General features: G+C 70.7%; 25 protein-coding genes and 2 pseudogenes. 9 read left to right on the top strand and 18 right to left on the bottom strand.

Features of this window, described 5'->3' with window-relative positions; all coding sequences use genetic code 11:
- Positions 1-9: 9 nt before the first annotated feature.
- From ACGFYY_RS05500 to ACGFYY_RS05480, 5 genes are all read right to left on the bottom strand, one after another.
- On the bottom strand, positions 10-900 hold the full coding sequence (locus ACGFYY_RS05500) for a Crp/Fnr family transcriptional regulator (RefSeq protein ID WP_393707222.1): 891 nt from the start codon (positions 898-900) through the stop codon (positions 10-12).
- Between the two features lie 14 nt (positions 901-914).
- Positions 915-1397, bottom strand: coding sequence for a hypothetical protein (locus ACGFYY_RS05495; RefSeq protein WP_393707221.1), 483 nt, complete (start codon positions 1395-1397; stop codon positions 915-917).
- A 116-nt stretch (positions 1398-1513) separates the two neighbouring features.
- Positions 1514-2305, bottom strand: coding sequence for a class I SAM-dependent methyltransferase (locus ACGFYY_RS05490; RefSeq protein WP_393707220.1), 792 nt, complete (start codon positions 2303-2305; stop codon positions 1514-1516).
- 15 nt (positions 2306-2320) lie between these two features.
- Positions 2321-4210, bottom strand: a complete 1890-nt coding sequence (locus ACGFYY_RS05485) for a radical SAM protein (protein ID WP_393707219.1) — start codon at positions 4208-4210, stop codon at positions 2321-2323.
- Positions 4194-4649 carry a MauE/DoxX family redox-associated membrane protein gene (locus ACGFYY_RS05480; protein ID WP_393707218.1) on the bottom strand — a complete coding sequence of 152 codons (456 nt, stop codon included), beginning with the start codon at positions 4647-4649 and terminating at the stop codon, positions 4194-4196. The genes ACGFYY_RS05485 and ACGFYY_RS05480 overlap by 17 nt, the downstream gene beginning before the upstream one ends.
- Before the next feature lie 112 nt (positions 4650-4761).
- Here ACGFYY_RS05480 and ACGFYY_RS05475 point away from each other — a divergent pair.
- Positions 4762-5826 (top strand): annotated as a pseudogene (locus ACGFYY_RS05475) (DUF3179 domain-containing protein).
- A 785-nt stretch (positions 5827-6611) separates the two neighbouring features.
- Here ACGFYY_RS05475 and ACGFYY_RS05470 read toward each other — a convergent pair.
- A complete protein-coding gene (locus ACGFYY_RS05470; RefSeq protein ID WP_393707217.1) occupies positions 6612-7163 on the bottom strand; it encodes an SRPBCC family protein in 552 nt (183 codons plus the stop codon).
- 181 nt (positions 7164-7344) lie between these two features.
- Between ACGFYY_RS05470 and ACGFYY_RS05465 the strand changes: the two genes are divergently transcribed.
- Positions 7345-8025, top strand: a complete 681-nt coding sequence (locus tag ACGFYY_RS05465; protein ID WP_393707216.1) for a CDP-alcohol phosphatidyltransferase family protein — start codon at positions 7345-7347, stop codon at positions 8023-8025.
- 485 nt (positions 8026-8510) lie between these two features.
- On the opposite strand, the gene ACGFYY_RS05460 is transcribed toward ACGFYY_RS05465, so the two are convergent.
- Both ACGFYY_RS05460 and ACGFYY_RS05455 read right to left on the bottom strand, forming a co-directional pair.
- Entirely contained in the window at positions 8511-8867 is a 357-nt protein-coding gene (locus tag ACGFYY_RS05460; protein WP_393707215.1) for a hypothetical protein, read from the bottom strand.
- Between the two features lie 98 nt (positions 8868-8965).
- Complete coding sequence (locus ACGFYY_RS05455) at positions 8966-9241, bottom strand: isoamylase early set domain-containing protein (protein ID WP_393707214.1); 276 nt, start codon at positions 9239-9241, stop codon at positions 8966-8968.
- A gap of 332 nt (positions 9242-9573) precedes the next feature.
- On the opposite strand from ACGFYY_RS05455, the gene ACGFYY_RS05450 reads away from it, so the two are divergent.
- Both ACGFYY_RS05450 and ACGFYY_RS05445 read left to right on the top strand, forming a co-directional pair.
- Positions 9574-9777: a hypothetical protein gene (locus tag ACGFYY_RS05450; protein ID WP_393707213.1), complete on the top strand. Its 204-nt coding sequence runs from the start codon at positions 9574-9576 to the stop codon at positions 9775-9777.
- Positions 9778-9805: 28 nt separating this feature from the next.
- Complete coding sequence (locus ACGFYY_RS05445) at positions 9806-10591, top strand: DUF2180 family protein (RefSeq protein ID WP_393707212.1); 786 nt, start codon at positions 9806-9808, stop codon at positions 10589-10591.
- A 53-nt stretch (positions 10592-10644) separates the two neighbouring features.
- Here the strand turns inward: ACGFYY_RS05445 and nhaA are convergent, their stop codons facing one another.
- The 4 genes from nhaA to ACGFYY_RS05425 form a co-directional block, all read right to left on the bottom strand.
- A complete protein-coding gene (nhaA, locus tag ACGFYY_RS05440; RefSeq protein WP_393707211.1) occupies positions 10645-11955 on the bottom strand; it encodes a Na+/H+ antiporter NhaA in 1311 nt (436 codons plus the stop codon).
- A gap of 115 nt (positions 11956-12070) precedes the next feature.
- On the bottom strand, positions 12071-12400 hold the full coding sequence (locus ACGFYY_RS05435; protein WP_393707210.1) for a DUF3040 domain-containing protein: 330 nt from the start codon (positions 12398-12400) through the stop codon (positions 12071-12073).
- A gap of 436 nt (positions 12401-12836) precedes the next feature.
- On the bottom strand, positions 12837-13178 hold the full coding sequence (locus tag ACGFYY_RS05430) for a DUF3040 domain-containing protein (RefSeq protein ID WP_393707209.1): 342 nt from the start codon (positions 13176-13178) through the stop codon (positions 12837-12839).
- Positions 13179-13183: 5 nt separating this feature from the next.
- Positions 13184-14125, bottom strand: coding sequence for a slipin family protein (locus ACGFYY_RS05425; RefSeq protein ID WP_393707208.1), 942 nt, complete (start codon positions 14123-14125; stop codon positions 13184-13186).
- Between the two features lie 240 nt (positions 14126-14365).
- Between ACGFYY_RS05425 and ACGFYY_RS05420 the strand changes: the two genes are divergently transcribed.
- Together ACGFYY_RS05420 and ACGFYY_RS05415 are read left to right on the top strand one after the other, a co-directional pair.
- Positions 14366-14536: a hypothetical protein gene (locus ACGFYY_RS05420; RefSeq protein WP_393707207.1), complete on the top strand. Its 171-nt coding sequence runs from the start codon at positions 14366-14368 to the stop codon at positions 14534-14536.
- A 20-nt stretch (positions 14537-14556) separates the two neighbouring features.
- Positions 14557-15450 (top strand): universal stress protein, encoded by an 894-nt coding sequence (locus ACGFYY_RS05415; RefSeq protein ID WP_393707206.1) that lies wholly within the window; start codon positions 14557-14559, stop codon positions 15448-15450.
- Positions 15451-15486: 36 nt separating this feature from the next.
- On the opposite strand, the pseudogene ACGFYY_RS05410 reads toward ACGFYY_RS05415, so the two are convergent.
- Positions 15487-17332, bottom strand: a pseudogene (locus tag ACGFYY_RS05410) (glycoside hydrolase family 15 protein).
- Between the two features lie 261 nt (positions 17333-17593).
- Here ACGFYY_RS05410 and ACGFYY_RS05405 point away from each other — a divergent pair.
- Together ACGFYY_RS05405 and ACGFYY_RS05400 are read left to right on the top strand one after the other, a co-directional pair.
- Positions 17594-18157 carry a PRC-barrel domain-containing protein gene (locus ACGFYY_RS05405; RefSeq protein ID WP_393707205.1) on the top strand — a complete coding sequence of 188 codons (564 nt, stop codon included), beginning with the start codon at positions 17594-17596 and terminating at the stop codon, positions 18155-18157.
- Entirely contained in the window at positions 18154-18591 is a 438-nt protein-coding gene (locus ACGFYY_RS05400) for a PRC-barrel domain-containing protein (RefSeq protein ID WP_393707204.1), read from the top strand. Before ACGFYY_RS05405 ends, ACGFYY_RS05400 begins: the two co-directional genes overlap by 4 nt.
- A gap of 151 nt (positions 18592-18742) precedes the next feature.
- Here the strand turns inward: ACGFYY_RS05400 and ACGFYY_RS05395 are convergent, their stop codons facing one another.
- Together ACGFYY_RS05395 and ACGFYY_RS05390 are read right to left on the bottom strand one after the other, a co-directional pair.
- Positions 18743-18988, bottom strand: a complete 246-nt coding sequence (locus ACGFYY_RS05395) for a DUF427 domain-containing protein (protein WP_393707203.1) — start codon at positions 18986-18988, stop codon at positions 18743-18745.
- Between the two features lie 24 nt (positions 18989-19012).
- A complete protein-coding gene (locus ACGFYY_RS05390; RefSeq protein WP_393707202.1) occupies positions 19013-19453 on the bottom strand; it encodes a heavy metal-responsive transcriptional regulator in 441 nt (146 codons plus the stop codon).
- 87 nt (positions 19454-19540) lie between these two features.
- Here ACGFYY_RS05390 and ACGFYY_RS05385 point away from each other — a divergent pair, with 87 nt between their 5' ends.
- Positions 19541-19963 (top strand): hypothetical protein, encoded by a 423-nt coding sequence (locus tag ACGFYY_RS05385; RefSeq protein ID WP_393707201.1) that lies wholly within the window; start codon positions 19541-19543, stop codon positions 19961-19963.
- Here the strand turns inward: ACGFYY_RS05385 and ACGFYY_RS05380 are convergent.
- From ACGFYY_RS05380 to ACGFYY_RS05370, 3 genes are read right to left on the bottom strand one after another with little or no spacing between them, the layout of a single operon-like run.
- Positions 19945-20442 (bottom strand): hypothetical protein, encoded by a 498-nt coding sequence (locus tag ACGFYY_RS05380; RefSeq protein WP_393638780.1) that lies wholly within the window; start codon positions 20440-20442, stop codon positions 19945-19947. The genes ACGFYY_RS05385 and ACGFYY_RS05380 overlap by 19 nt on opposite strands.
- 1 nt (position 20443) lies before the next feature.
- Complete coding sequence (locus ACGFYY_RS05375; RefSeq protein ID WP_393707200.1) at positions 20444-22621, bottom strand: site-specific integrase; 2178 nt, start codon at positions 22619-22621, stop codon at positions 20444-20446.
- A complete protein-coding gene (locus ACGFYY_RS05370; protein ID WP_393707199.1) occupies positions 22618-24396 on the bottom strand; it encodes a hypothetical protein in 1779 nt (592 codons plus the stop codon). Before ACGFYY_RS05370 ends, ACGFYY_RS05375 begins: the two co-directional genes overlap by 4 nt.
- Positions 24397-24496 lie beyond the last annotated feature (100 nt).

Below are 24496 nucleotides of genomic sequence, written 5' to 3'. Positions count from 1 at the left end.
TTGCCCGGGTCAGCCCGCCGCGTCCTGGAGCCGTTCGCGGTCGAGCACGGTGATGCGGCCGCGGGCGAGCCGGAGGAGTCCACGATCCTCCATCTCGCGCAGCACTTTGGTGCAGGTTTCGCGGGAGGTGCCGGCGAGGGCTGCGAGCTGTTCGTGGGTGAGGGCGATCTGCGGGTGGCGTCCGACCGGCCGCAGAGGGCCGGCCGGGGGCTGGGCGCTGGTGAGGGTGGTCAGGGTGGTGGCGATGCGCTGGGCGACGGTCTTGAAGACGCTGTCGGACAGACGCTGCTCGAGGTCGGACAGGCGTCGGCCGAGGATCGCGGTGATCCGGGCGGCGATCCGGGCGTCCGAGAGCAGGAACTTGTGTACGTCCGCGCGGCTCATGACGCACACGACGGTGTCGTCGAGGGCTTCGGCGTAGTTGTCGTACATGTGCTGTCCGAGCAGGACCATCTCGCCGAAGATGGTGCCCGGAGAAATGATCGCGGTGGTCAGTGCCCTTCCGTCGGTGGAGACCCGGAAGACGCGGACCCGGCCCCTTTTGAGGATGAACAGCACCTCGGAGGGCTGGGTGGGCGAGTAGAGGATCTCGCCCGCGTGGTAGGTCTTCATCGGTGCCGCGGCGGCGATGGCTTCCATCTCCGGCTCGGAGAGGTCGCAGAAGATGTCGACCTCGGCCAGGCACCAGGTCCTCTCCGTGTCGTCGTCCGATACGGCGTGGTTCATGTGGGGTGTCTCCTCGCGTCGTCCCGGGGCCCAGGGTGGGGGTGCGGCGCCCCACGCCGGGCGTGCCAGCGCCTCGGCGCTGCTGGCCAGACAGTAGGACACCGTGCCCTCGGCGTGGCCGTTGCGGCGCGCCACCGTGCCCACCGAGCGGGTGGTGGGTCCGGCGGTCGACACGGGAGCCTCATGGTTCATCGGGCGGGGCCGGTGCGCTTGCCCATGGCCTGGGCGAGGGACGCGAAGGTGGCTCCGGCGAGGATGCCGAAGACGAGGTGGGCGCCGAGGCTGGAGGCGGTGACGTCGTTCCAGGTGAAGACGGGCATGCCCATGTTGGCGGGCATGATCCACAGCGCGCCGACGGTCCACCACACCGCGCCGTAGGCGAGGCCCAGGACGATCGCGGGGGCGAGGCGCTGGGCGAACTGTCCGAGCACCACGCCGAAGGTGATGCCGGCGAAGGTGGCGATCGCGAGGTGGATCAGCCAGCCGGCGAAGGCGTTGGTGGAGCCGAGGAGACCGGCGACCATGGTGATCATTGCGGTGTCCATGACGGGGCGGGACACCGACATCCAGATGCCCATCCCGATGCCGCCGACCAGTCCGGCCGCGGCGCCCCAGACCGCGTACACGGGGATCGCGGCTGTCTTGGGGGATGCCTGCACGGTGGTGGCCATGGTGATCGTCCTCCCTTTTGCGCTGGTCTTTGCGTTCTCGCCGCTGACGCTAGGACGCCGGGCATGGGCAGGTATGTGAGGGCGCTTACGTACCCGGTGGTAGATCGGCGGGGCCGTCAGGGTGATGACTTCACTGCGGTCAGCAGGGCATAGCCGAGGACACCGTCGGTGACAGCGGTGCGGGCCGCGTCCAGGACGGCCGGGGCTGCGTCCAGGTCGACGCCGGCGTCGGCGAGGCGGTCCGGGGCGGTGATGCGCAGCAGGTCCAGGCGGGCCTGGATCTGGTCGATCATGCGGATCATCGCCTGGTCGTGCCGTTCCGTGGTGAGGGTGCGCAGCCCGGCCGTGGCGAGGAGCTTGGCGTAGTCGTCGAGCGGGCGGGCGTCGGCGATGCAGGCGATGCGGGCACTCAGTCCGCGCAGCTCGGGCGGGAGGCGGTCGGGGTCTGCGGTGACGTCGGTGAAGCCGAGGCGGCCGCCGGGTTTCAGGACGCGGGCGACTTCGGCTGCGGCCCTGGGTTTGTCGGGGAAGGTGCACAGCGCGCACTCGGACACCACCGCGTCGAAGATGCCGTCGTCATACGGGAGATGCTCGGCGTCGCCGGTGGTGAAGGCTGTCCGGCCGGCGAGCCCTACGGCTTCGGCGGCTCCCTGGGCGAGGGCGGTGTTGGCCGGGGCGTAGTCGACGCCGTCCGCCCACACCCCGTAGGCGTCGGCGAGCAGGAGTGCGGTGGTGCCGCGGCCGGAGGCGACGTCGAGGACCCGCGCGCCGGGGGCGAGCGCGAGACGGTCGGCGAGGCGGCGGGTCAGGGCGGTGCCGCCGGGGTGGTAGGAGTCCCCGAGCAACATCGCGACGATGTCCTTCGAGTAGGCGTCCGCGCAGCAGGACTTGATCTCCTCGTGGTTCACGGCCGGCGCGCTCCTTCAGGTCTCGGTGCGGGTGGTCTTCGAGCCGTACGGGGTTGTCGTCAGCCGGTCGGCGAGGGGCAGGGCGTTCGGGGCGACGGGGGCGACGGGGACGCCGGACATCTGCGCGCGGACCTGTTCGCGGTAGCCGACGGAGTTGTAGGCGCAGAAGGGGATGAGCCGCCCGTCGGGGGTGATCTCCTCGACGCAGCACTTCATCAGCTGCTTGACGTTGAGGGTGTAGGGGTCCTGGAAGTCCTGCACGACGATCATGAACGCCTTGTCGTTCAGCTGCTTGACCGCTTCGGGCAGGTCGATGCCGCAGGCGTCCGCGCAATCCAGCGCCTCGGCCGTTGTGCGCAGCTTTTCCTCGGTCGTCTCGGTCCCCATGAACGCGGAGGCGGACCACAGTCTCTCCAGCGCCTCGCGGATCCCGGCGTCGGGCATGACCCGGTTGGTGACGTAGTCGAGGTAGTCCTCGACGTTCAGCAGGCGCGGGATGGGCACGACGGTGCGGTTGCCCGGTTCGCCGTCCACCAGGAGGTAGGTGATGGAGCGGCACGTCGGGAAGCAGCACGGCACGGGGAAGAAGTCGCCCTTCTGGAACCAGCCCGGCCGCTGTGCGTTGATCAGCCGGATGACGTCGGGGTTGGTGAGCCGCTGAAGCGGGTCGAAGGCGACGTGCCGACCGGAGTGGGTGACGGGCTGGAAGGCCACCGAGCGGACGGCGGGGTGGTCGATGCCGTACTCGATGATCGCCCCGAGCTCGTGCTCGTTCAGGCCGCGCTCCACGGCGGCGACGAGGGTGACGGTCAGGCCGGCCTCGGCGCAGTTGTCCAGGGCCCGCTGCTTGAACGTACGAAGGTCCCGGCCGCGGATCTCCAGGTGGGTGCGCTCGTCGAAGCCGTCGAACTGCAGGTAGACGTTCACCGACTTGCCCGGCACCTGGTTGCGTTTGCCGAGTTCGGTGACGAAGTTCTTGTCGGTGGCCAGGCGGATGCCGTTGGTGTTGAGGTTGACGTTCTTGATCGGGCGGGCCTGGGCGAGGTCGATGAAGTCGAGGATGTGTTGGTGGATGGTGGGCTCTCCGCCGGAGAACATCACCACCTCTGCCTCGCCCTCGGAGGCGACGAAGGCGTCGAGCATGGTCGCGCACTGCTCATGGGTGATGGAGTAGCCGTCGCTCTGGTGGCCGGAGTCGGCGAAGCAGATCGGGCAGTCCAGGTTGCAGCTGGTGTTGACCTCGATGATCCCGAGGCAGGCGTGCTGCTTGTGTTCCGGGCACAGCCCGCAGTCCGAGGGGCAGCCGTCCTTCACCTCGGTCTGGAACGTCAGGGGGATCGTGCCGGGCTTGTTGAAGCGCGCCGACGCCAGGTACTCCTCCGCGTCCCCGTACACCAGCGCCTCGAACTCCCCGTGGTCGCGGCAGCGTTTACGCAGGTAGACCTTGTTGTCGCGGATGTTGACCTGTGCGTCGATGGGTGTCTTGCACAGCGGGCAGATGGACTTGGTGAACTCCACGAACACCTCGTCACGGTCCACCTTGCGCCTCGGCGCCGGCGCCTGGGTCATCGAAGAACTCCTCTTCCATGGGGGCTTGCGTTCAGCGGACTTCGCCGCCCGGATCGACTTGTTGGTGTGGCTGGGGTTCGGCTGGGACGACCGGGCAGCAGTCCGTTCGGCGCCCCGGCGTCGACGGGCCCGGCAGCGCGGGGCGTAGCCGGTGCCGGCGAGCAGCACGACCGCACCGACGGTGATCGGCCAGGGATGGGCCAGCGCCCCGCCCATGGCGCCGAGTGCTCCGGCGGCCACGAGCAGCGGGCCCGCGCAGCACACCACCATCACCAGCCCGGCACCCACGACCGCGACTTTGCCGCCGAGCCCGGACCGTTCACGGGATGCGGACATCACCGCTCGCCTCCTCCCGGCCGGCGGGCGAGGGGACGGGGGCCCGGCGGGCGGAGCGGAACAGCAGGCCGGCGTACAGCAGGGTCGCCGCGTCCTGGAGTAGCACGAACCAGGTCAGCCGCTGCGTGAGGTAGAGGCCGAAGCAGCCGCAGTTGTCCACCGCCAGGCCCCGCGCGTACGCCTGCACGGCCAGCGCCGTCCACACCACCGCGACGACCGTGTACACCCACACCGGCGCCAGGGCCTTCGAACGGGGAAGGGCCAGGAACCAGACGCCCGCCGTCAGCTCGCCCGCGATCAGCGCCGCGGCCAGCCCGGTCGCGGCACTGCCGGACACCAGCCCGTACGCGGCCAGAATCCCGGGCATGTGCTCGAAGGAGGCGAGCTGGCCGATGGCCATCGCCGTGTACAGCGTCCCGAGCACGATCCTGAGCACCATGCCCCGACGTTAGGTGCCCGGGGGCGGGGAGAACTGTAAGCGCGCTCACCGAACCGCCCGCCGCGTCCTGGCACGATCGTGGTAGCCGGCGGTCCCCGCTGCGGCGGGGGCCGTGGTCCCGGACCGCTTCGGGAGGTGCAAGGTGAACGGCCGGTACTCTCCCCACCGGCGCAGGCGGCAGGCCCTCAAGGGCGCCGGCGCGATCGGTGTGGCCACCGTAGTGCTCGTCGGCGGCGGCGTGATCGGCTGGCAGACCTTCTCGGACCGGCCGGCCGAACGGGTGACGGCCGTGCAGCCGGGGCAGGATCCGTCCCTTGAGGCACTCGCCGCTGCGGCCGTGTCCGGCGGCCCGGGCAAGGAGGGCATCCCGTCCATCGACCGGCCGCGCTTCGTCACCGCGAGCCAGGCGGGCTTCCTCTCCGACGGTGATCCGGTCTTCGGGCTGGAGTCCCGGGGTGAGGTGAGGGCGTACCCGCAGATGGTGCTGGTGTGGCACGAGATCGTCAACGACACCATCGGCGGCGAGCCGCTGATGGTCACCTACTGCCCCCTGACCGGCACGGTCATCGGGTTCACCGCCCCGTCGGGCGTCCAGGACCTGACCTTCGGGACCACGGGCAAGCTGGTCAACTCCAACCTGCTGATGTACGACCGGCAGACCGGATCCCAGTGGCCCCAGCTGACCGGCACCGCCGTCAGCGGCCCGCTGAAGGGCACGAAGCTGGACACCGTCCTCCTGGTGTGGACCACATGGAAGCAGTGGTGGACCGCACACCCCGGCACCGAGGTGCTGTCCACCGACACCGGCGCGCTGCGCTCCTAGGGCGCCGACCCCTACGGCACCTACGACTCCTACCCGGATCGCGGCGGCTACTACGCCACCGGCCGGCCCATCTTGCCCGTGCTTGCCTCCAGCGACCGCCTCGCCGACAAGCACGTCGTGATCGGCGTACGCGTCGGCACGCAGACGCTGGCCATCGACAAGGACCTGGTCCGCACGGCCGGGACCGTCCAGGCCGACATCGCCGGCACACGGGTCCAGGCCCGCTGGGACGACCGGATCGACACCGCCCGCGTATTCCAGCAGGCCGGGGAAGGCTGGGAGCCCGCGGACTTCCTCGACGCCATGTGGTTCGCCTGGTACTCCTTCCACCCCACCACGCAGGTGCGGACATGAACCGGCTGCCGGCCGCACTGGCCAGGACCGGCGACGCCCTGGACACCGCGGTCGCCGCGACCGCCGCCACGCCCCGCCGGGTGAGGGCCGCCCTCCGGGTGCGGCGCCACCGCAGGGCCGCACTGATCGCCGGGACCGTCACCCTGACCGTGTACCTGCTCGCCATCGGGGATCTCGCGACATCCGGCTCGGGCCGCTTCACCGGCGCACCCCTCCTGCGGGCCGCCCCGGACCGGCTGTTCGAGGCCCGGGGCTGTACCTGTTCGAACCGGTCCTCGCCTGGCACCCCACCAGCCACCTGGCGGTATTCCTCAGCCCGGTCAACCTGCTCCTCGGCGCCGTCCTCGCAGCGCTCGTCGGCTGCAACATCGCCGTCGCCGCCCACGCCGCCCGCCAGGCCGCCGCCTGCCGGCGCACCCGCTACGCCCGCCTGCTGGGCGTACTCCCCGCCTTCCTCCTCGGCTTCGCCTGCTGCGTCCCCACCTTCCTCCTGCTCCTCGGCGCGAGCACCGCAGCAGCCCTCCTCCCGGTCCTGATCCCGCTCCGACCGGTCTTCTACCCGCTCACCCTGGTCCTGCTGACAAGCACCCTCGTATGGGGAACATCGCGCACCGACCGGCCCGGGCAGCCCACCCACCCCCCGCCAGATGCCGGCGACGAAGCCCAGCAGACCACCCCGCCCACCCCCGGTACGACATGACCGGCGTCTCGCGTGCCGCCGGACTGCGCAAGCGGCCTCCCGGCCGACGGCTGCCAGCCCACCGGGTGGCAGGGGCACCGAACGCTCACCGCGCCGGCGCGCGGCGCTCGGCCTCCTGGCGGATCGCGTCCAAAGAGGCGGCCACGGTCGCCTCCCAGCGTGATGCGACCAGGCCGCCCCACCACTGCCCGGCCCACCACAGGTCCGTCGCCAGCTCCCCCTCGTACACCAGCCGCGTACCGGAGTCCTGCTCGGTGAGGGTGAACGACTCGGTCACCACGGGCACCGGCCCGCGCACCAGGCGGAAGCCGACCCGCCCCGGGCGAGTGAACCTGACCGTCTCCACCGTGGTCGCCGTCAGCCGCCCGCCCGCGAGGGGAGTGCGGTGCGCGGCGAGCACCATGTCCGAGCCCCGCTCGAGGACCTCCACCTTCTCCCGCATCGCCCTGGTGGCCCGGCCCAGGTACGGCTGGGCGATCACGTCGAACACCACCTCGCGCGGCGCCCCGATGCTGATGTTCTGCGGCCCCAGCGGCCGGGTGCGCCGCCCCACCCCCAGATCCACCGGCAGCGCACCGGTCACCAGGCCCAGGTACCCGGCCGCCGCACCCGCCCCGGCGAGCGTCACAGCTCCCACAACGCCGATCCGCACCATCGCCCCGATCCTCTCCGCGCGTGTGCGCTCATGTGCTGCCGAGGTTAGGCCCGCACGTCGGGCAGTCGGTGAGCGCGCTCACCCTCCGCGCGGCGCGTATGCCCGTACCGTGAGCACCTCACCACCTGGCACAGAGAGCGGGAACGTGGAGTCTGTCCCCGAGATGTCCGACAGCCGCGCCGCCACCGATGCGCTGTTGTCCGAGCTACGCGAAGGCACCATGGCCCCGAGGGCCGTCGTGCGCTTCCTCGCTCACGCTGCACGGCGGTCGCTGGCCCAGGCTGCCCGGCGTCCTCGGGCGCTGGCCGAGCTCACCGCCCTGCACGCAGCGCTGTACGTGGCGGCCCGCGGCCGGCGCCCGGGACGCGGCTGGGTGACCGCGAGCTGGGCCCTGGCCGCCGCGCACCTGGGACTGCTGGAGCACCGCACCCGCCTGTCCGCCGCCGACCTGCTGACGCTGACACGAGCCAACCTCCCCGCCCTGCCCGGCGGAAACAGCAGAGCCAGCGGGATGGTGGCGCCCGGCCTCGACATCGCCGACGGACACCTCGCCCGCCGGCAGGGAACCGCCTCCCCGTTCGGGCAGTACGCCGACACCTTTGCCGACGCCGCCTTCTGGACCTGGTTCACCCTGCGCCACGAACCCAGCCGCCCCGCCCGGGCCGCGGCGGCCGCCGCATGGCTGTTGCCGGTCGCCACCCTCACGACAGCCGCCATCCGCCGCGGCCGGATGACCGACCCGCCCCACCCGGTCCTGCTGCGCCCGGCCGCCGCCCTCCAGGTCGTCATCGCCCTCAGACACCTCACCCACCCCCAGACAGCCGTACGCTGCCGCAGAGCGTGACGCCGCCCTTGAGAAGAAGACCGTGTCCTGCCGGCTCCGGTGGGCGTTGAACGCGGTGGCGCGTGCACGGGTCCTTCACACCCCCACGGGACTCGTGCAGGCCGGCGGCCCCGGGTCCCGCACCCCGGCCCCCGGGGCCGCAGCACGTCCCGACGCCCGATCCCCTCCGGAGACGTCCGACGAGGACGCCGACCGCTCAGGCCGGCGCCCTCGCCGTGCTGTTCCCCTTCGCTACCAGCCCGGCGACGCCCTCCGAGTCCCCTGCCCGGACTCGGTCCCACAACTCCTCCGCCACTCTCCACGACCGCATGTGACACACCCGGCCAGCCGCACCCCGGCAGACCGGGCCAGGACAGGTCCGGAGCAGGGCCGCGACCTCAAGCAGGCGGGCCAGCCTTCGAAGCCGTCACCTGCCACACAGGCATGGGGCCGGGGCCGCGTGTGGAGGTGCCTCGGCCGTGCCGGCCGCTTGCATGCCGAGGCGTTCAGGAGGCGAGCTTGTGGCCTTCCCGGGCTTGCCGGACGGCTTCGGCGCGGGTGGCAAAGAGGGGCGGGGCGCAGCCCGCGGCGTTCGCTGTCATCGGCCGCCGGGCCTCGGGCGAGTCGGCGGCCACCGCCAGCGTGATCCCTGAGGCCCGGCACAGGCGGTGGATGCGTGCCACCAGGCTCACCACGACCGGCGTCACCGCGCCCGGCAGGATTTCAACCACGACGTGGCGGACGGGGTGGCCGCTGATCAGGTCCTCGGCTTGAACGGCTGCCACTGCCCGGTCGCCGACACTGATCCCGGACGGGCAGCAGATGACCAGCACGTCCTGGTCGAAAATGTGAGCAAGCATCACGTTCCCCTTCCGCGGCATGCCGAGAACGCCGCACCGCCCTTTCTGCCCATGCCCTTCCTGCCGGCCGACTGAACCATCGGGAAGGAAGGACGGCGATATCACGTGTTGATGCGGCTGTTGATGCCGTCGTGACTGTCGGCCTGCTCGTCGTCGAACCAGTAGTCGCCGGCGGCCAGGTAGCGGAAGGAGTGCGCGCTCTTGCCGGGCAGCGTCACCGTCACCGCGCGCATGCCGTCGCCGCGGGCCTGGAGGGTGTGGGTGCCCGGCTGCCAGTTGTTGAAGTCGCCGACCACGCTGACGGGCCCGGGCGGGGGTTCAGCGGGCAGGACGAAGGTGACCTCGGTGCGTTCCTTGCGGGCTCTGCGTTCCAGCACGGCGGGAGACTCCTGTCGGCGAACCAGCGATGAGTACCACCCATCCTGTCTCCCAGGGCGCGGCTTCCGGTCCGACGCGCCCCACCTTCGGGGAGAACCTCACGCCGAGAGAACGGCATGACGGACGACGAGGACGACCTGCGGGACGACGAATTCTGACCGGACAGCCCGCCCGAGGACGCAGGGCCCGGTCGGCCCCGAGTACACACTCCCGGCCGGGCCCTGCCACACCCCGATCCCCGCGCGGCACGATATCGCGCACCCCGCCTCTTTGAGCCGCTGGAAGCGGTTGTTCCCGCCCGCAACCGGGCTGCGGCCGTAGAGTCGCCGTCATGAGCGTGCCGACGAAGCGAGCCGCCCTTCTCGTGCGCGGTGACGTGATCGGTTACGAGGGGCAGTGGCGCCGGGTACGGGCGTCCACGAAGGAATCCACCGCGCTTGGAGGGCCGTCGGTGATCGTGGCTTGGGAGGAGGGCGGCTTCGCGCGGTTCGGGGCCGACGACATGCTGCTTCTCGGTCGCCCCCGGCCCGTCTGAACCCCGCAAGCCGGAGGCACGAGCCGGGATGGTGGACGGCACGTCCGCCCCGTCCGCGGAAGTGCGCCGACGGCTGCGCAGTGCATGCCGCGCACGAGCTCCCCCTGGGGAACCCCCGACCGTATTTGCCCGGAGTGGATGGCGTACGGGTGTCGGTCCGGGCGGAATTGTGCAGTGGCGTAGGCCAGACACACGCGCGCGGGGCGGACAGCGACCCGCTGGTCGCTGTCCGCCCCGAACCGGGGTGCCGGGAGGAGAGCATTGCCGCCTGCCCGGCTACCCGCAACGTCCCCATCGGATACAGGCCGGCCGCGTTTGCGCCAGGACGGGCGTACGGGGCGGGCCACGACCTCGTCGCCTTCATCCGGCTCGTCCCGAGCCGGATGAAGGCGACGCCTCGGACCGGGTCAGTCGCACCAGCGGCCTGGCCCTCACTCCCCGGCGCGGGCCCGACCGGCGCGCTCACCGCTCCTGCCCAGATGAGGCCCGCGCGGCGAGACGGATCTTGGGGAGGTACTGCTTCACACTGTCGACACCGGCACCTTGTTCTTTAAGGGCGGCCATGTCGTCAGCCTGTGGAAAGGGAAGCACGGTGAACTGCTACGAATGTGTGGTGGGTGCTGTGCCGGTTCGCGCGGCTGTCGGGGTCTGCCGGGAGTGCGGAGCGGGCCTGTGTACCGAGCACCTGCACATCGAGACGGTGGAGATGCATCGCCCGGCCGGGATGGGCAAGAGCACGACCGACCTGCCGGCCCGCAGAATGGTCTGCCCGGTGTGTGCGTCCGCCGAGGCGACCGTGCCGGGTCCCATCTGACCGGCACGGACCATCCCGGGCCACTCGGGGGCAGTGCCTGAGGCGAACCGTGGTCAGCATCCGTCGCGATCCGCGGCGGCACCTGGGCCCGCGTCGCCGTTGCCGTTGCCGTTGCCTGAAGCATCCTCTTGGTCGGACAGGTGGCGGTAGACGGCGTTGCGGCGCCGGAGCACGGCGCCGGCGACCGAGGCTGAGATGAGCGAGGCGACCAGCACTGCGGCCGTGACGGACTGCGCGTTGGCTCCGTCGGGGAAGGCGAGTTCACCGAAGAGCAGGGCGATGGTGAAGCCGATGCCAGCCAGCCCGGCGAGCCCGAGGACGTCGGCCCAGGAAAGCTCGGGATTGAGCCGCGCGTGGGTGAAGCGGGCGGCGAGCCAGGCGCCGCCGAACACACCGATCACCTTGCCCGCGACCAGGCCGGCGACGACTCCGAGCGGCTCGGGGGTCGTGAACACGCGGGCGAGCGCCTCGCCGGATACCGGCACGCCCGCAGCGAAGAGGGCGAACAGCGGTACGGCGATCGCCGCCGAGACCGGGCGCAGCAGGTGGGCGGTGCGGTCGCCGACGGAGGACTTCTCGCCTTCGAAGGGTGTGGCGCGCAGGAGCAGTCCCATCGCGACGCCGGCGACGGTGGCGTGTACGCCGCTGTTGTAGGTAAGGGCCCAGATGGTGAGTCCGAGCGGCAGGTACCACCACCATCCCCGGACCCGGAAGTGCTGGAGGAGGAAGAAGACCGCGAGGCCGGCGAGCGCACAAAGGAGGAGGGCGGCGTTGAGGTGGTCGGTGAAGAACAGGGCGATGATCACGATGGCGCCGAGGTCGTCGACGACGGCCAGGGTGAGGAGGAAGGCGCGCAGTGAGGCGGGCAGGTGGGTGTTGATCACGGCAAGGACGGCGAGTGCGAAGGCGATGTCGGTCGCCATGGGCACGGCCCAGCCGTCCAGGCTTCCGCCACCCGCTGCGGCAACGAAGACGTACAGGCCGGCAGGGACGGCCATGCCGCAGAGCGCGGCCACGATGGGCAGCGCGGCGGTGGCCGGGGTGCTCAGCTCGCCGCGGACCAGTTCCCGTTTGAGCTCGATGCCCGCGACGAGGAAGAAGATAGCGAGCAGGCCGTCGGCGGTCCAGTGCGCGACGGACAGGTGGAGACCGAGGGCGGACGGACCGAAGTGGAACTCCTTGACGTGCTCGTACGTGTCGCTGAGGGGGCTGTTCGCCCACACCAGCGCGATGAGGGCCGCGGCCAGCAGGGCCAGCCCGCCGAACGTCTCCGCGCGCAGGATTTCGGCGAGGGAGCGGCGCTCGGAACCTGGCAGCAGTCCCAGGAACGGCGGCGGTCCGGCATCCTTCCCGTTCCTGGTCATGGCCCAGCGCCTTCCGGGTGTCGGCCGCCACGACGGGCGCTTTGACGTGCACCGTCAGCGCGGGCCATCGTCCGCTCGCCGAGCACAGCAGCGCCGCCGCAGGGGAAGCCGGCCGCTATGGCCGATCGGGAGGCTTGGCTGGGCCGTGTGCTCTTCGGTTGCGGTACCGGCCCCGCAGGTACACCGTGCCGGTGACGAGCAGCGATATCCAGGCGAGTGCGAAACACCAGATCAGTACGGGTGACGACGTCGCCGCGGCGGCCACCAGCAGGCCGAGGCAGAGTACGGCCAGTGTGCAGAGGATTCCCGCCGCGAGGGGCCGCGGTGCGATGGCGCGTCGCCGGGAGCGCAGCGTGCGCTGGCACTCGACGTCGGCTTGGAGGCTCTGCTCGATGTCCGCGAGGATCTTGCGTTCGTGAGGTGGCAGCGCGGGTCCCTCATCCATTCCATCCCACCTCCGCTGTGTGCGAGGTGCCGGGCATGCTCTCATTTTCGCCCGCCTCAGCAGGTTCGTCCGCGCGAACACCGCCCGGCCCGGGCGTAGGCCCGCGCGGGGCGGGATACGGCAGCGGGCCCGTCAGCTTCAGGTTCAGGTGGCTCACGTGGCGGAGCGGGGTGGGCGGGCAGGGCCTGCAGTCAGGCGACGACGGCGTCCAGCCGCGCCGGCGTCCGCAGCACGGCGGCTCCTGCCATGCGCGCCGAGCTGGTCCCTCGCCTGCCACATCCGCGTGGTTGTCGGCCTCCGTTCGCGCTCAGGAGAAGAGATCGAGCGGGCCATGGGCTGGGGGTCGGCAGCACCGCTGGTCCGCGGACCCTGCCGGCTGCGAGGTCGTCCTCGAGGCGAGCCGGGAGTTTGGGCAGTGTTTCCCCGATGGCGCAGGTCACTGCCGGCCGGGCGGTCCGCCGCTCGACGGGCGTTGCTCATCGCACCAGCCCCGTATGTGGAGCGCGGTGGCGGCCAGCATGGAAGCCCACACAAGGGTGAAGCACCACATCAGAAGCGGCCAGGCTGTCGCGGCAGCGGCCGCGAGCAGCACGAGCGACAGGCCGGCCAGTGCGCAGATGCCACCCGCGGTGGGATAGCGCGCGGCTGTGGCTCGCTGCGTGTGCGTGTGCTCTGGGGGCAGGCGGCGCGCGAGCTCGCCGTCCCCGGACGACAGTGCCTGCTCGATCTCCGCGAGGATCCTGCGTTCGTGGGACGAGAGTCCAGGGCCGTGAACCATCGTCATCACCCCCGCTTCGCATCCAGGGGGAAGTCGGCCTGCGGGCCCTCCCGCACACCGGCCGGTTGCACAGCATCGCCCGGCTGGGGGCCGCCGACGGCGGACCTGGCCCATCGTCCCAGGGGCCGGCTGTCAGCGGGCTTGTCGGATACCGGCTCGGGCCGGCGCGGCGCCTGCTCCGCGTGATGATCGCCGGCGCGTTCGAGGAAGCGCAGGAGTTCGACGGGGAAGGGCAGGACCAGGGTGGAGTTCTTCTCGGCGGCCACGGCCACGACGGTTTGCAGAAGCCGCAGCTGCAGGGCGGCCGGCTGTTCGGACATGACGGCCGCCGCCTGCGCGAGTTTCCGGGAGGCCTGGAGTTCGGCGTCGGCGTTGATCAGGCGGGAGCGGCGCTCCCGGTCGGCCTCGGCCTGACGGGCCATGGAGCGCTTCATGCCCTCGGGCAGGGAAACGTCCTTGATCTCGACCCGGTCGATGGTCACGCCCCACTCCACGGCCGGACTGTCCATCATCACTTCCAGGCCCTGATTCAGCTTCTCCCGGTTGGACAGCAGTTCGTCGAGGTCGCTCTTGCCCAGGATCGAGCGCAACGAAGTCTGCGCCATCTGCGATACGGCGAATCGGTAGTCCTCCACGCGGATGATCGCGTCCACGGGGTCGACGACCTTGAAGTAGATCACCGCGTCCACCCGTACGGTCACGTTGTCCCTGGTGATGCCGTCCTGGGCCGGCACCGGCATCGTGACGATCTGCATGTTCACTTTGTGCATCCGGTCGACCACGGGGACGACCATGGTGAACCCCGGCCCGCGGACGGAACCCATCAAGCGGCCGAAGCGCAGCACGACTCCCCGTTCGTACTGCCTGATCACCCGGGCGGCAGCCGCCAGGTACAGCGCTGCGGCGATGCCCGTCACGACCAGACCGGTCAGCAGTCCTTGCAGCATGACATTCACCAACAATCATGGAGCTTTACCTCTTTTTGGCATTCTTCCCGTTGCGTGGTGGAGTACCCGTGTGGGTGGGGCCCGGCGGTGTGCGGGTGCTGGCCGGTGGACCGAGGACGGCGGTGCGTGCGCGTGTGAAACCGGGTGCGGAGGGCAGGAGCCGCAGGTGAGAGCGCTGATGCCGCCGGCTTGGTCTGGCTATGCGCGTCGCGCGCTGGTGACGGTAGGGAGGTGTTGGCCGTGGTGTTCTTCTTCGTTCTGGTGGCGGTGGCCTTCGTTCTCGGGATCGTGGGAGCGGCGGTCGACGGGCTGGGGTTCCTGGTCGCGGTCGGTGTCGTGGTCCTGGTCGTCGGCATGCTCATCGCCGCCAGGCTCTGGTCCACCACCGCTCGACGCCGCCGCGTGAGGTAGCCGGGCGGACGGGAGATGTCATGGGTGAGGTTCCCGGGGGTGTGGTGGTCGGTGTCGTCGATGCCGAGGAACTGGTGCCGGTGGTGCGGGCGGCCGCCTGGGAGGCACTGGCCCATGGTGGTGTCCTGCGGGTCCTGCACGCGGTGGAGTGGCCGCTGCCGCCCGGCTCGGCGGAGGGGCTGGGCCATGTGCAGCGGGCGGAGCGGGTGATCGCTCCCTTCGTTGAGCTGGTGGCGAAGGAGTTCCCGCAGGTCCGGGCTGTTCCGGACATCTTCTCGGGTTCGCCCGCCCCGGCACTCTTGCGCCGCTCGCACGAGGCGACCCTCGTGGTGGTGGGGCACCGGGGTTCGGGCGGATTTCCCCGGCTTCCGCTGGGATCGGTCGCCCTGCAGGTCGCCACGCATGCCGCGTGCCCCGTCCTCGTGATCCGCCCGGGTGAAGAGCAGGATCCCCCTCCGCAGCGCCCGCGTGTCGTGGTCGGGGCGGAGGCCAGCGCTGTGCCGGCAGAGGTGATGGACTTCGCCGTGGCGGCGGCGGTCCGCCGTGAGGCGGACCTGGACGTGATCCACGCGGTGGCGCCCCCGGTGCTCGCGAGGGCAGGCACCACCGGGCCCGTGCTCACCGATCAGCAGGCCCTGAGCGACAGCGCGGCGAAGGCACTGGAGCGCGAACTCGCCGCCTACCGGAAGCAGTGGCCCCGGCTGCGGCTGCACGTGAGCGAGGGGCGGCCCGCGAACGTCCTGGTCGAGGCATCGCGTTCGGCGGTGCTGCTGGTGGCCGGCACCCGGGGCCGCAGCGGGCTCAGGCGCCTCATGCTCGGCTCGGTCAGCGGCGAAGTCCTCCACCACGCCCACTGCCCGGTCGCCGTCATACCGTGCGCCGTGGAAGGCGAGGAACACCCGGACGGGCCCTGACCTCCGGCAGCCGCAGGCACCGCAGGGCGGGGCCGGTCAGTGCCTGAACCAGGCTTCCGTCGACAGTTCGGGCCGGATGCCGCGCTGGGTGCGGGCGAGGACCACCGCGCTGGACAGCAGCCCGACATGACTGAGCCCCTGGGGGAAGTTGCCGAGGAACGAGCCGTCCACGGGGTCGATCTGCTCGGGCAGCAGGCCGAGCGGGCTGGCGTAGGAGCACAGGTGCTCGAACACCGCGCCGGCTTCATCGGTCCGGCCTTGGCCTGCGAGGTTGTCGGCCATCCAGAAGCTGCACAGCAGGAACGCTCCCTCCGGCTCGTCGATCCCGTCGGGGGTGGCCTGGGGCAGGTAGCGGAACAGCAGACCGCCACCGGCGTCGAGGCGCTCACCTATGATCTGCGCGGTCGCGACCATGCGTGGATGGTCGGCCGGTAGGACGCGGCGCAGCGGCAGGGCGAGGAGGGAGGCGTCCAGTTCTCCCCGGCCGCCCATCTGGGCGGCCAGGGCCCCCGCCTCGTCGTTCCAGGCTTCGGTGAGGATCCGCTCGGTGAGCGCGTGTGCGTCGGCGGCCCAGCCGGCCGCGTCGCCGGGCAGGTTCAGCCGGCGTGCCAGCCGGGCCGCGCGGTCGAGGGCGACCTGGCACATCGCGGCGGAGTAGGTGAACGGGCGGCCGGGCGTGCGGACCTCCCAGATGCCGTGGTCCGGACGTCGCCAGGCGGTGCGGGCTGCCTGGACCAGGCCGGTGAGCTGATGCCACAGTCTGTCGGGTAGTCTGCCCTCCGGTGGCCGCCCACTGGAAGGCGCAGTCCAGGATCTCCCCGTACAGGTCGTGCTGGACCTGGTCGGCCGCCGCGTTGCCCCAGCGCACCGGGGCCGAGCCGCGGTAGCCCTCCAGGGTGGTGTCGATCACCTCGCCGGGCGGGGGCAGACCGTCGAGGTCATAGAGGACCAGGGGACGCGGGCCCCGGCCGACGGCGTCCAGTACCCAGCGCAGGAATCCCTCCGCCTCGCTCGGCAGCCCGATACGCCGCAGCGCGAACACCGCGTACGCCGCATCCCGGATCCAGGCGTAGCGGTAGTCCCAGTTGCGGGTTCCGCCGATGTGCTCGGGCAGCGAGGAGGTGGGGGCGGCGAGGATGGCGCCGTTCTCGATGTGGTCGAGGAGCTTGAGCGTGATCGCGGAGCGCAGGACCAGCTGTGGCCGGGGAAGATCGGACGGTACCTGGCCGGCCCACCGCCGCCATGCCCGCACGGTCGCATCCAAGCCCTGGGCAGCTTCCTCATGCGCCCGCGCCGGGCCGCCGCTCCAGTCCAGGCAGAGCGTGAACGTCTCGCCCTCCCGCAGCCTCACCGTGGTGTCCACAGCGGGCAGAGGGTGCGTGGACCCGATCCGGACCGTGACGTTCTGGTCCGGGCAGACAAGCTCCCATCCGTGCGGTCCCCACCGTGCCGCGGCGGGAGGGCGCGGGCAGACGGCGCAACGAAGCGTCACCCGGCCGCGGATCACGCGGGCCTGGCGCACCAGCCGTCCCGTGCCGGCCGGAACGTCGTCCTCCAGACGGGCGCCCGGCTTCAGGACGAAGGCGTCGGTGACCTCCACGGTCCCCTCCGGCCCGGTCATCTCGGTCACCAGCACCCCGGTGCCCGGCTCGTACCACTGCCTGCTACACCGTGTTTCCACCGGAGCGAGCAGGAGCGTGCCGCCGCGGTGCCGGTCCAGCAGGGCGGCGAACAGCGGGGCGGCATCGAAGCGGGGCACGCACATGAAGGCCACGGCGCCGTCCCGTCCGATCAGTGCGCAGCCCTTCCCGTCGCCGACCAGCCCGTGGTCGGCGATCGGCAGGTAGCCCTGACGCCACTGCAGCGGGCGCGGCACGTCCATACCCCATGATCGCGCCCTTGGGCCGCACGCGTCACCCGCAGTGCCCGGCAAGCGTGGCAGGTGCAGAGCCGTCAGTGACGGCGGATACTGAATTCAGGACCGCGGGTGCGGGAGGTCGGCGCGATGGAGTGGTGGATCTGGCTGGTCATCGCCTTGGCGGTCGTGGCGGTGTGTGCCGTCTCGGCGCTGGGCATTCAGGCGCGGCGGCGGGGTCATCGCGGGCAAGCGCCCGCCCCGCGGCGGTACAGACAGGACGGGGTCATGACCGGGTACGTGCGGGCGAGCGAGATCGCCAAGCTGCCGGTGGTGACCCTCGGCGGCGAGGACGTGGCCCAGGTCAAGGACATCGTCTTCGACACCGCCCGCGGCACCGTGCGCTGTTTCACCCTCAGCGGGCGCGGGCTGCTCTCCGGCCCCCTCAAGCAGGATCTGCCGTGGAGCAAGGTCCACGCGCTCGGCCCGGACGCGGTCATGATCCGGGACGAGAACGCCCTTGCAGAGGACGACCAGACCAGCAAGGACTTCACCGCGTCCGGCGGAGGCAACGTCCTCGGTGCCCGGGCGATGACCGACGGCGGCACCGACCTCGGCAAGATCGTCGATGTCATCATCGAGGCCGGCCGCACACCGGCCGTGGCCGGCTACGAGCTCGAGGCCGCCGGACGCGGCCGCCAGCGGGTTCTGGTGCCCGTGGTCAAGCCCGTCGCCGTTTCCGGTGAGATGGTTCTCGTCCCCGACGCCACCGGCGAATTCACCGCCGGAGACCTGGCCGGGTTCCCCGAGGCAGCCCGCGGGCTGCGCACCCGCCTCGAAGGGGAGACATGACGATGCCGCTGTTCAGCCAGACCCAGGGCCGCGGCGTCGTCGGCCTGTCCACCGCCGAAACCCTTGCCACCGTCACCGGGCTCGCCGTCGCCGCCTCACCCGCCCGCATCGCCGCCCTCCGCGTGAAGACCAAGAATCCCGGCACCCTCATCACCTGGAACCACGTCCAGGCACTGGGACCCGACGCCATCACCGTCCGCTCAGCCGACGACATCCAGAGCGAGGACGACACCAAGACCCGGGCGGACAAACAGCACGACCCCCTCGGCAAGCGCGTCCTGACCGAGACCGGACAGGACATCGGCACCCTGCAGGACATCGAGTTCGACGCCACCACCGGGCACATCCAGCGCCTCATCCTCGCCGGCCAGGACATCGCAGGCGAACGCCTCCTCGGTGCCGGCAGCTACGCCGTCATCGTCGCCGCCCCCTGAACCGCCGACACCCCCGGCCGCGACCGAGTGCGCGCCGGCCCCCATGCCGGCGTCATGACGGGGGATCGGCCTCCCCTTCGCTCCGGACCCCCGGATAGAACGCGACATGGTTCTTGATCCGGCGGGCCAGCGGGCTCGGACGCGGGTAGTATCAGGCGGCATCCTGATACGTCCGGCCATCCGCGGTGATGCTGTAGTAGCGGGCCACCCCCTTCCACAAGCACAGGGACCGAGTCCTGCTCGCCGTGAGGTACCGCTGGTGCAGCGACTCGGGCGGGAAGTAGTGGTTGCCCTCGACGATCACCGTGCGCTGGGCCCGCGCGAGCACCGTTGCGTTCCACACCGCACGCAGCATGGTCTTGCTCCTCACCGTGAACCGGGCACCCGTGCGCCCCATGACGTTCACGCTAGGCGCGCCCGGTCAGCCCCTTCCGTGACGGTGCTCACCGTCCGCGAGAGCTGTGCCCGCCCTGGTGAGGATGCGGCACACCTCGACGTCGGTGCAGTCGGCCGGATCGGTCGCGGAGGCCCGCTCCGCAAGCACCCGCAGCACCGCCCTGGTGGCGCGCAGCTCGGCCAGGCGCCGGTCGATGTCCTGAAGATGCGCCTCGACCAGCGCCGTGACATGGGCGCAGGGAGAGGCGCCGGCATCACGCAGAGCGAGTACGGAGCGGATCTCCGCCAGGCTCAGCCCCGCGCCCTGGGCGTCAAGGATGAACGCCAGCCGCTGCACCGTCTGCTGCGGATAGTCGCGATAGCCGCCCGCTGTACGGGGCGGGGCGGGCAGCAGCCCGGCCTGCTCGTAGAACCGGAGCGTCTTCGCCGTCACCCCGCCGACGGCAGCAAGGTCACCGATGCGCATCCCTCCAGGCTAGCCCTTGACCTTCCAGCGCACTGGAAGGTCTACCGTCCACACACCAGGAAGAACCTCGCCAGGAAGGGGTCCGCCATGAACCACTCCGAGACTGAGACGTCGCGCCTTACGGTGCTGACCGTGCCCGGCTGCCCGAACGCCCCGCTCATCCGCGAGCGCCTCACCGAAGCTCTCCAGGGCCGGGCCGTGCCGGTGGAATGGGTCGAGGTCCATGACGCGGACGAGGCTGTCAGGCTGGGGATGTCGGGCTCGCCCACCCTCCTGCTGGACGGAGCCGACCCGTTCGCAGCGCAGGGACTCCAGCCGGGCCTGTCCTGCCGGCTCTACCGCCATGCCGACGGCACGACCGAGGGTGCACCGGCCACTGCGGACCTGCACCGAGTCCTGACTGAGAGCGGTGTCCTGCCCAGATCGCAGCCCCGGCACACCGGGCATATGGCCCATCGCAATGACCGGGATCCGCGCATATGGCCCGGAGTTCAGCTACATGACCCGTAGGGGGCAGATCCTCTCTGAGCCCGGGGAAGTGCCCGCAGATTCGACGGTGCGGCCAGGGCCTCCCGAAGCCGTTGAATCTCCATCTGCTGCGCGGCGATTTGGGACAGCGCTCGCTGCTTGAACTCACCGAGCTCGGCGAGTTGCTCCTGCCGCTCGGCGAGCCGGTCCTTCAACCCGGCTACCTGACTCTTGAGGCTTTCGACCTGGGCGGCTCGTGGGTCGGTCATGGCGCCGGCCTCGCGCAGTGCGGCCAGGCGGCGCTCGAACTCCTCGGCCAGGTGCTGGTACGGACCGGGCCGCGGCGAGCCGTCGCGGTTCCTCTTGGGATAGAAGCCGGTGCGGGCGACCCCGGCCTGGGTCGCGAGGGTCTTGATGTCGCACTTGCCGCCCGGGGGAACGTCACCGGCAAGCAGCCGTTCCATGACCTGCCGAATGGCCCTCTCGTTGCTCCGCCGGGTCTCGTCGCTGATGCGGGCCATGTCAGGCCCCCGTTCCGCAGTGGGCGTCGATCTCGGCCAGCACCCGTTCATCGCGGGCGAGTTCCGCCCTCAGCCGGGCCTTCTCCGTCCGCTGTGCGCGTCCGATGGTGGCGATGAAGACCTTCTTGCTCTCGGCGCTGGCCGCCCATACCGGGCGGTGCCCGGCATGGTGGGTGGCCTGGGGGCACCGCGCGGAATCGCACATGCCGATCAAAGGCTCTTTCGCCCCGCGGGCGCGGGCCCCTGCGAGCTTGAGGCACAGCGCCTTGGACGGATCGAGGAACCAGCAGTAGTTCGCCGGCCCCAGATGCAGGGACTTGGCTCGCTTGGCGAGGAGATTCCTCACCTCCTGGTCGCTGCGCTTGACGTTCGGCGCCCCAGGGAAATCCAGCTGCTCGTCGACGAACGCGAAGAAGTCCAGGAGATCTCCGGCACCAGGCCCCGAGGGCCGGATACCATTCTGGTAGTCGTGGAATGCGTCGAGGGCGACGCGCATCTTATGCTCGCGCTCCTCTTGGCCGAACTCGGCCATCAGCACCGACTGGGCCCCACCGGGGCGGTCCGCGTAGCCCTCGGTCGTGACCACCGAGATGTGCTTGAGATGGATCTTGGCGGCCAGCAGACCACCTGGACGGTGCGCCATTTCCACCGCCAGGGTTCTGCGAAGCATCCGCAGACTGACCGGCACCTCGGGGATCGGAGCCAGCCCAAGGCGACGGCCGTCTGGGCCATTGACCCAGGTCAGGAACCATTCGTACGGGGTGAACAAAGAGAGCGACTTGAACAGGTGACCGTCGTTCTTCACCGGATCGGCGAGCGAGGCGGCTACGTCGGCGGTGTCGTACGCCTGCTTGATGGTCACCCACTGATCGTGTTCACCACCCAGTCTCCTGCCCTTGATGACCTTGCCCTTCAGGCGGTAGCGGACGCGGCCCTCGCCGAGCTGTTCGGGAGGCAGGCGGCAGTCGTGGGTCAGCTCAGCCAGTTCGCTCTTGCGCATTCCGGTCAGTGCGGCGAGCGCGATGAGGCAGGCTGTGCGGGCCCGGGAGAGCTGCAGTCGGGCCTCGGTGGTGCTCATCGGCAAAGTCCACGGGACACTGCCCCGTCCGTCCGCGCGTTCGACCAGGGCGGCCGTCCGGCCCCAGCGTTTGGACAGGCCGACTTCCCTGACGGCCTTCTCCAGGTGGCCGCGCAGTGTGGGCAGCCACGTGTAGTGGAAGGCATGCCGTCCGGTCTCGTGGGCGAGAGAGATCAGGTTCACCAGCAGCAGCGGATCGTCCGGATCCCAGCCGTCCGCCAGCCGCTCGGCCACGACGTGATCGAGGGCGACATCGAACGGGTCGCCCTCCCGGATGTGGCGGTCGATGGCCCGGACGACCTCGACCTTCCAGCTCGGACGCCCGCTGTTGCGGCCCGGCCGGTTCGGCGTCATCTCCCGCAGCTGTTGCTGGAGTTCCACGACGTGCGGCGCCAGCACCTCCACCACGTACAGGGCCGCCGCTACGAGCGGCTGGAACGCGTCGTTGCTCAGCGGCGGCGTTGTGTTGCCCGTCCTGCGGACCATCCCGGCAACCGCGTACGCCGTGCGTCGCCCCCATGGACGGAAGCCCGGCACGTAGCCGCCGGTGGAGAACAATTCGGTGTAGTAGCCCAATTCCTGGATAACCGCCACGACGTCCATGCGGTAGCCGGGACTGCTGTCGCGGATCACGACGCCGTGCTTGTCCCGTACCTTCTTGCGAAGTTCCAGGTAGGCGGCGCAGTGCTGCTGGGTTACCTCCCCGAGACGGTCGACGCCCTGTTCGGTGAGCCAGTTGAGCCAGCCGGTGAGCACCGTCAGCCGCCCGTGCACGGTGGCTATCTGCACGGGTGTGCGGTAGGCGTGGGCAAGTTCCCGCACAGCGTGGTGGTCCGGTGCGAGCCGGGCGAAGATGAACTCTTTTGCGAGTTCCCTCCACTGGGGATTGAGAATCTCGGTGAAGGACAAGATCCGTGCGTACCGCGCAAGGTACCGCGGCAGCCCGATGACACCGGTGAAGTCCCAGACCGCGTCATCGAAGCAAGGACGCGGGCCCGCGCCGCAGACCGGCAGACCTGCCGCAGCGCACACGTCCTCACCTTGAAAGACAGAACGCGGAAAGGCAGCCGCGAGGCCCGCGGGCCCAGGCAGGGTGGTCATACGGTGTGCTCCTCAGGTCGCAGGGGAAGCTCCACATCGGAGCCGGTGACCTCGACAGCAGCTGCCCGCAGCGCCTGCTCGGAGAAGTACCGGCCGGGAGTCAGGATCTCGTCGAGACGGTGGGCGTACGGGCCGAAGACGGGGATGAACTCGGCGGTGGTCATCTGCTGCCACTGGCGGGAGAAGAACGCCCGTAGCCGCAGCAGGTTCGGCAGATGGCGGGGAGCGAACAAGGCCAGCGGGCACAACAGGCACACCCACGGGCGTGCCGGACAGGGCTTGCCCGTCGGCCCGTGAAGTCCCGACAGCTGATCCCCACACGCCGCGGTGAACACGTCGCGTTGTCCGGACAGCAGCTGCGCCAAGGCGTTGTCGTCCAGGCCGAGCCGCTTCATCTGCTCGGGATAGTTCTCCACCAGGTCGGCCATATCGGCGGTGGCCAGCACCAAAGGCGGCAGCGCCCGGCGCACCAGGTCCTCCTGTGCCTGGGCGATGATGTCCTCCGCCGCCTCGCGCTGAGCCGGCGTCGTGTTCGTCAGGTAGTGGTCCCCCTCGATGCCGGGGGACCGATTCGGATCGAGCGTGGTCCGGCGGCTGCCGCGCCAGTGTGATCGGTCTTTCAACGCGTCGTGGGTCGTGCGGATGCGGTGCCGGTGAAGGGCCAGGGGGAGACCGTCGTCACCAGTCATCTGCGTGGGGTGCCCGTCCTCGTCGACGGCTTGGCGGCGCTCAACCCAGCGGACGACGGACAGGCGGGTGGCCGGCTTGGCCAGCCATCGCTCTCCCGCCCACGTGCCGCTCGGCGTGAAACGCACCCAGAGCTCGGGGCGCAACCCCTCGGGCGCGAATCGGCGGGCCACCGCGGAGTGATCGAGCCACTGTTCCAGAAGGCGAGTGGCCTGACGTGACAGAGCAACGCTCTCCGCCGCCGTGCGGCCCTTGACGTAGCTGAGGAGGATCTTCTCGTCACCCGCCCACTCGATGTCGGTAAGTCCCAGGTCCGTGATCCCGTCCGGCACGATGCCGGTGTAGGCGCCGAACAGCAGCTGATAGGCGATGATCACATCCAGGGTCGGGATCAGCGGATCCAGCACCGCGCGAAGTCCGGCGCCGTATCTCTGCCGGAAGGGGAACGAGCCGCGCTCTGCCATCTCGCTGACCAGCGGGTCGGGCCCGTTGTGAACCACCAGCCAGTGATGGGCAGTGCGCTCACGTAGCGAAGCCCCTGGCCCCTCAGCCGACGACGCCTGCTCACGGGCCGCGCAGAACGCGCGATAGGCGCCCTCGACCTCGGCCCGGCAGGTACGGATGAGCCGAGCCCATTCGGCCTCGCTGTACGGCTGGTGTGAGCCGTACCGCTCGCCCGTGTTGAACAGCCGGCCATCGACGAACGCGCGCACATCCGGCGCCAGAATCTGATCCTGGTCATCCGCGCAGCGCAACATCGCCCGCAGCGCGCTCTCCTGGGAGGACCGCACCCCCTGCCGCCAGTACCGGGCGAGGAGCGCGCGCGTCAGGTCGCAAGCCCCGCCGGAGAACCCGAACGCGACCAGCCAGTCGGTGAAGCCGCGGACGGCCGTGAGGTACAGGTCGAAGCCGCCCGCGCTGTCGACCTGCCCGTGCGGATGTACAAGATCCGTAGCACCCTCCAGCAGGGTGCGCGACAGCTCCGGGAGCTCCACTGGCCGCAGCACGCGCAGGCGACGGCGATACTCCGACCCGTCGCCGAAGATGCAGTGCACACCCAGCGGGTCCAGGGTGACGGTGGCCGGCATCAGAGCACCGCCGGCTCGTCGTCGAACTCGGTCCCGAGCTCCAGCTCGACGTCCTCGTCCAGCAGCCCGTACTCTTGCCGACCTGCCGGTACAGGGAAGT

Source organism: Streptomyces sp. NPDC048331, from assembly GCF_043201215.1.
Taxonomy (GTDB): Bacteria; Actinomycetota; Actinomycetes; order Streptomycetales; family Streptomycetaceae; genus Streptomyces.
Note: the sequence above shows the minus strand (reverse complement) of the source record. Positions and strands in the feature narration are given on the sequence as shown.

Coding starts and splice junctions, on each gene's coding strand:
- ACGFYY_RS05495 (WP_393707221.1), bottom strand. CDS start 1,397: ATGGCCACCACCGTGCAGGCATCCCCCAAGACAGCCGCGATCCCCGTG.
- ACGFYY_RS05485 (WP_393707219.1), bottom strand. CDS start 4,210: ATGTCCGCATCCCGTGAACGGTCCGGGCTCGGCGGCAAAGTCGCGGTC.
- ACGFYY_RS05480 (WP_393707218.1), bottom strand. CDS start 4,649: ATGGTGCTCAGGATCGTGCTCGGGACGCTGTACACGGCGATGGCCATC.
- ACGFYY_RS05465 (WP_393707216.1), top strand. CDS start 7,345: ATGTCCGACAGCCGCGCCGCCACCGATGCGCTGTTGTCCGAGCTACGC.
- ACGFYY_RS05450 (WP_393707213.1), top strand. CDS start 9,574: ATGAGCGTGCCGACGAAGCGAGCCGCCCTTCTCGTGCGCGGTGACGTG.
- ACGFYY_RS05445 (WP_393707212.1), top strand. CDS start 9,806: ATGGTGGACGGCACGTCCGCCCCGTCCGCGGAAGTGCGCCGACGGCTG.
- nhaA (WP_393707211.1), bottom strand. CDS start 11,955: ATGACCAGGAACGGGAAGGATGCCGGACCGCCGCCGTTCCTGGGACTG.
- ACGFYY_RS05435 (WP_393707210.1), bottom strand. CDS start 12,400: ATGGATGAGGGACCCGCGCTGCCACCTCACGAACGCAAGATCCTCGCG.
- ACGFYY_RS05430 (WP_393707209.1), bottom strand. CDS start 13,178: ATGGTTCACGGCCCTGGACTCTCGTCCCACGAACGCAGGATCCTCGCG.
- ACGFYY_RS05425 (WP_393707208.1), bottom strand. CDS start 14,125: ATGCTGCAAGGACTGCTGACCGGTCTGGTCGTGACGGGCATCGCCGCA.
- ACGFYY_RS05415 (WP_393707206.1), top strand. CDS start 14,557: ATGGGTGAGGTTCCCGGGGGTGTGGTGGTCGGTGTCGTCGATGCCGAG.
- ACGFYY_RS05405 (WP_393707205.1), top strand. CDS start 17,594: ATGACCGGGTACGTGCGGGCGAGCGAGATCGCCAAGCTGCCGGTGGTG.
- ACGFYY_RS05400 (WP_393707204.1), top strand. CDS start 18,154: ATGACGATGCCGCTGTTCAGCCAGACCCAGGGCCGCGGCGTCGTCGGC.
- ACGFYY_RS05395 (WP_393707203.1), bottom strand. CDS start 18,988: ATGGGGCGCACGGGTGCCCGGTTCACGGTGAGGAGCAAGACCATGCTG.
- ACGFYY_RS05390 (WP_393707202.1), bottom strand. CDS start 19,453: ATGCGCATCGGTGACCTTGCTGCCGTCGGCGGGGTGACGGCGAAGACG.
- ACGFYY_RS05385 (WP_393707201.1), top strand. CDS start 19,541: ATGAACCACTCCGAGACTGAGACGTCGCGCCTTACGGTGCTGACCGTG.
- ACGFYY_RS05380 (WP_393638780.1), bottom strand. CDS start 20,442: ATGGCCCGCATCAGCGACGAGACCCGGCGGAGCAACGAGAGGGCCATT.
- ACGFYY_RS05375 (WP_393707200.1), bottom strand. CDS start 22,621: ATGACCACCCTGCCTGGGCCCGCGGGCCTCGCGGCTGCCTTTCCGCGT.
- ACGFYY_RS05370 (WP_393707199.1), bottom strand. CDS start 24,396: ATGCCGGCCACCGTCACCCTGGACCCGCTGGGTGTGCACTGCATCTTC.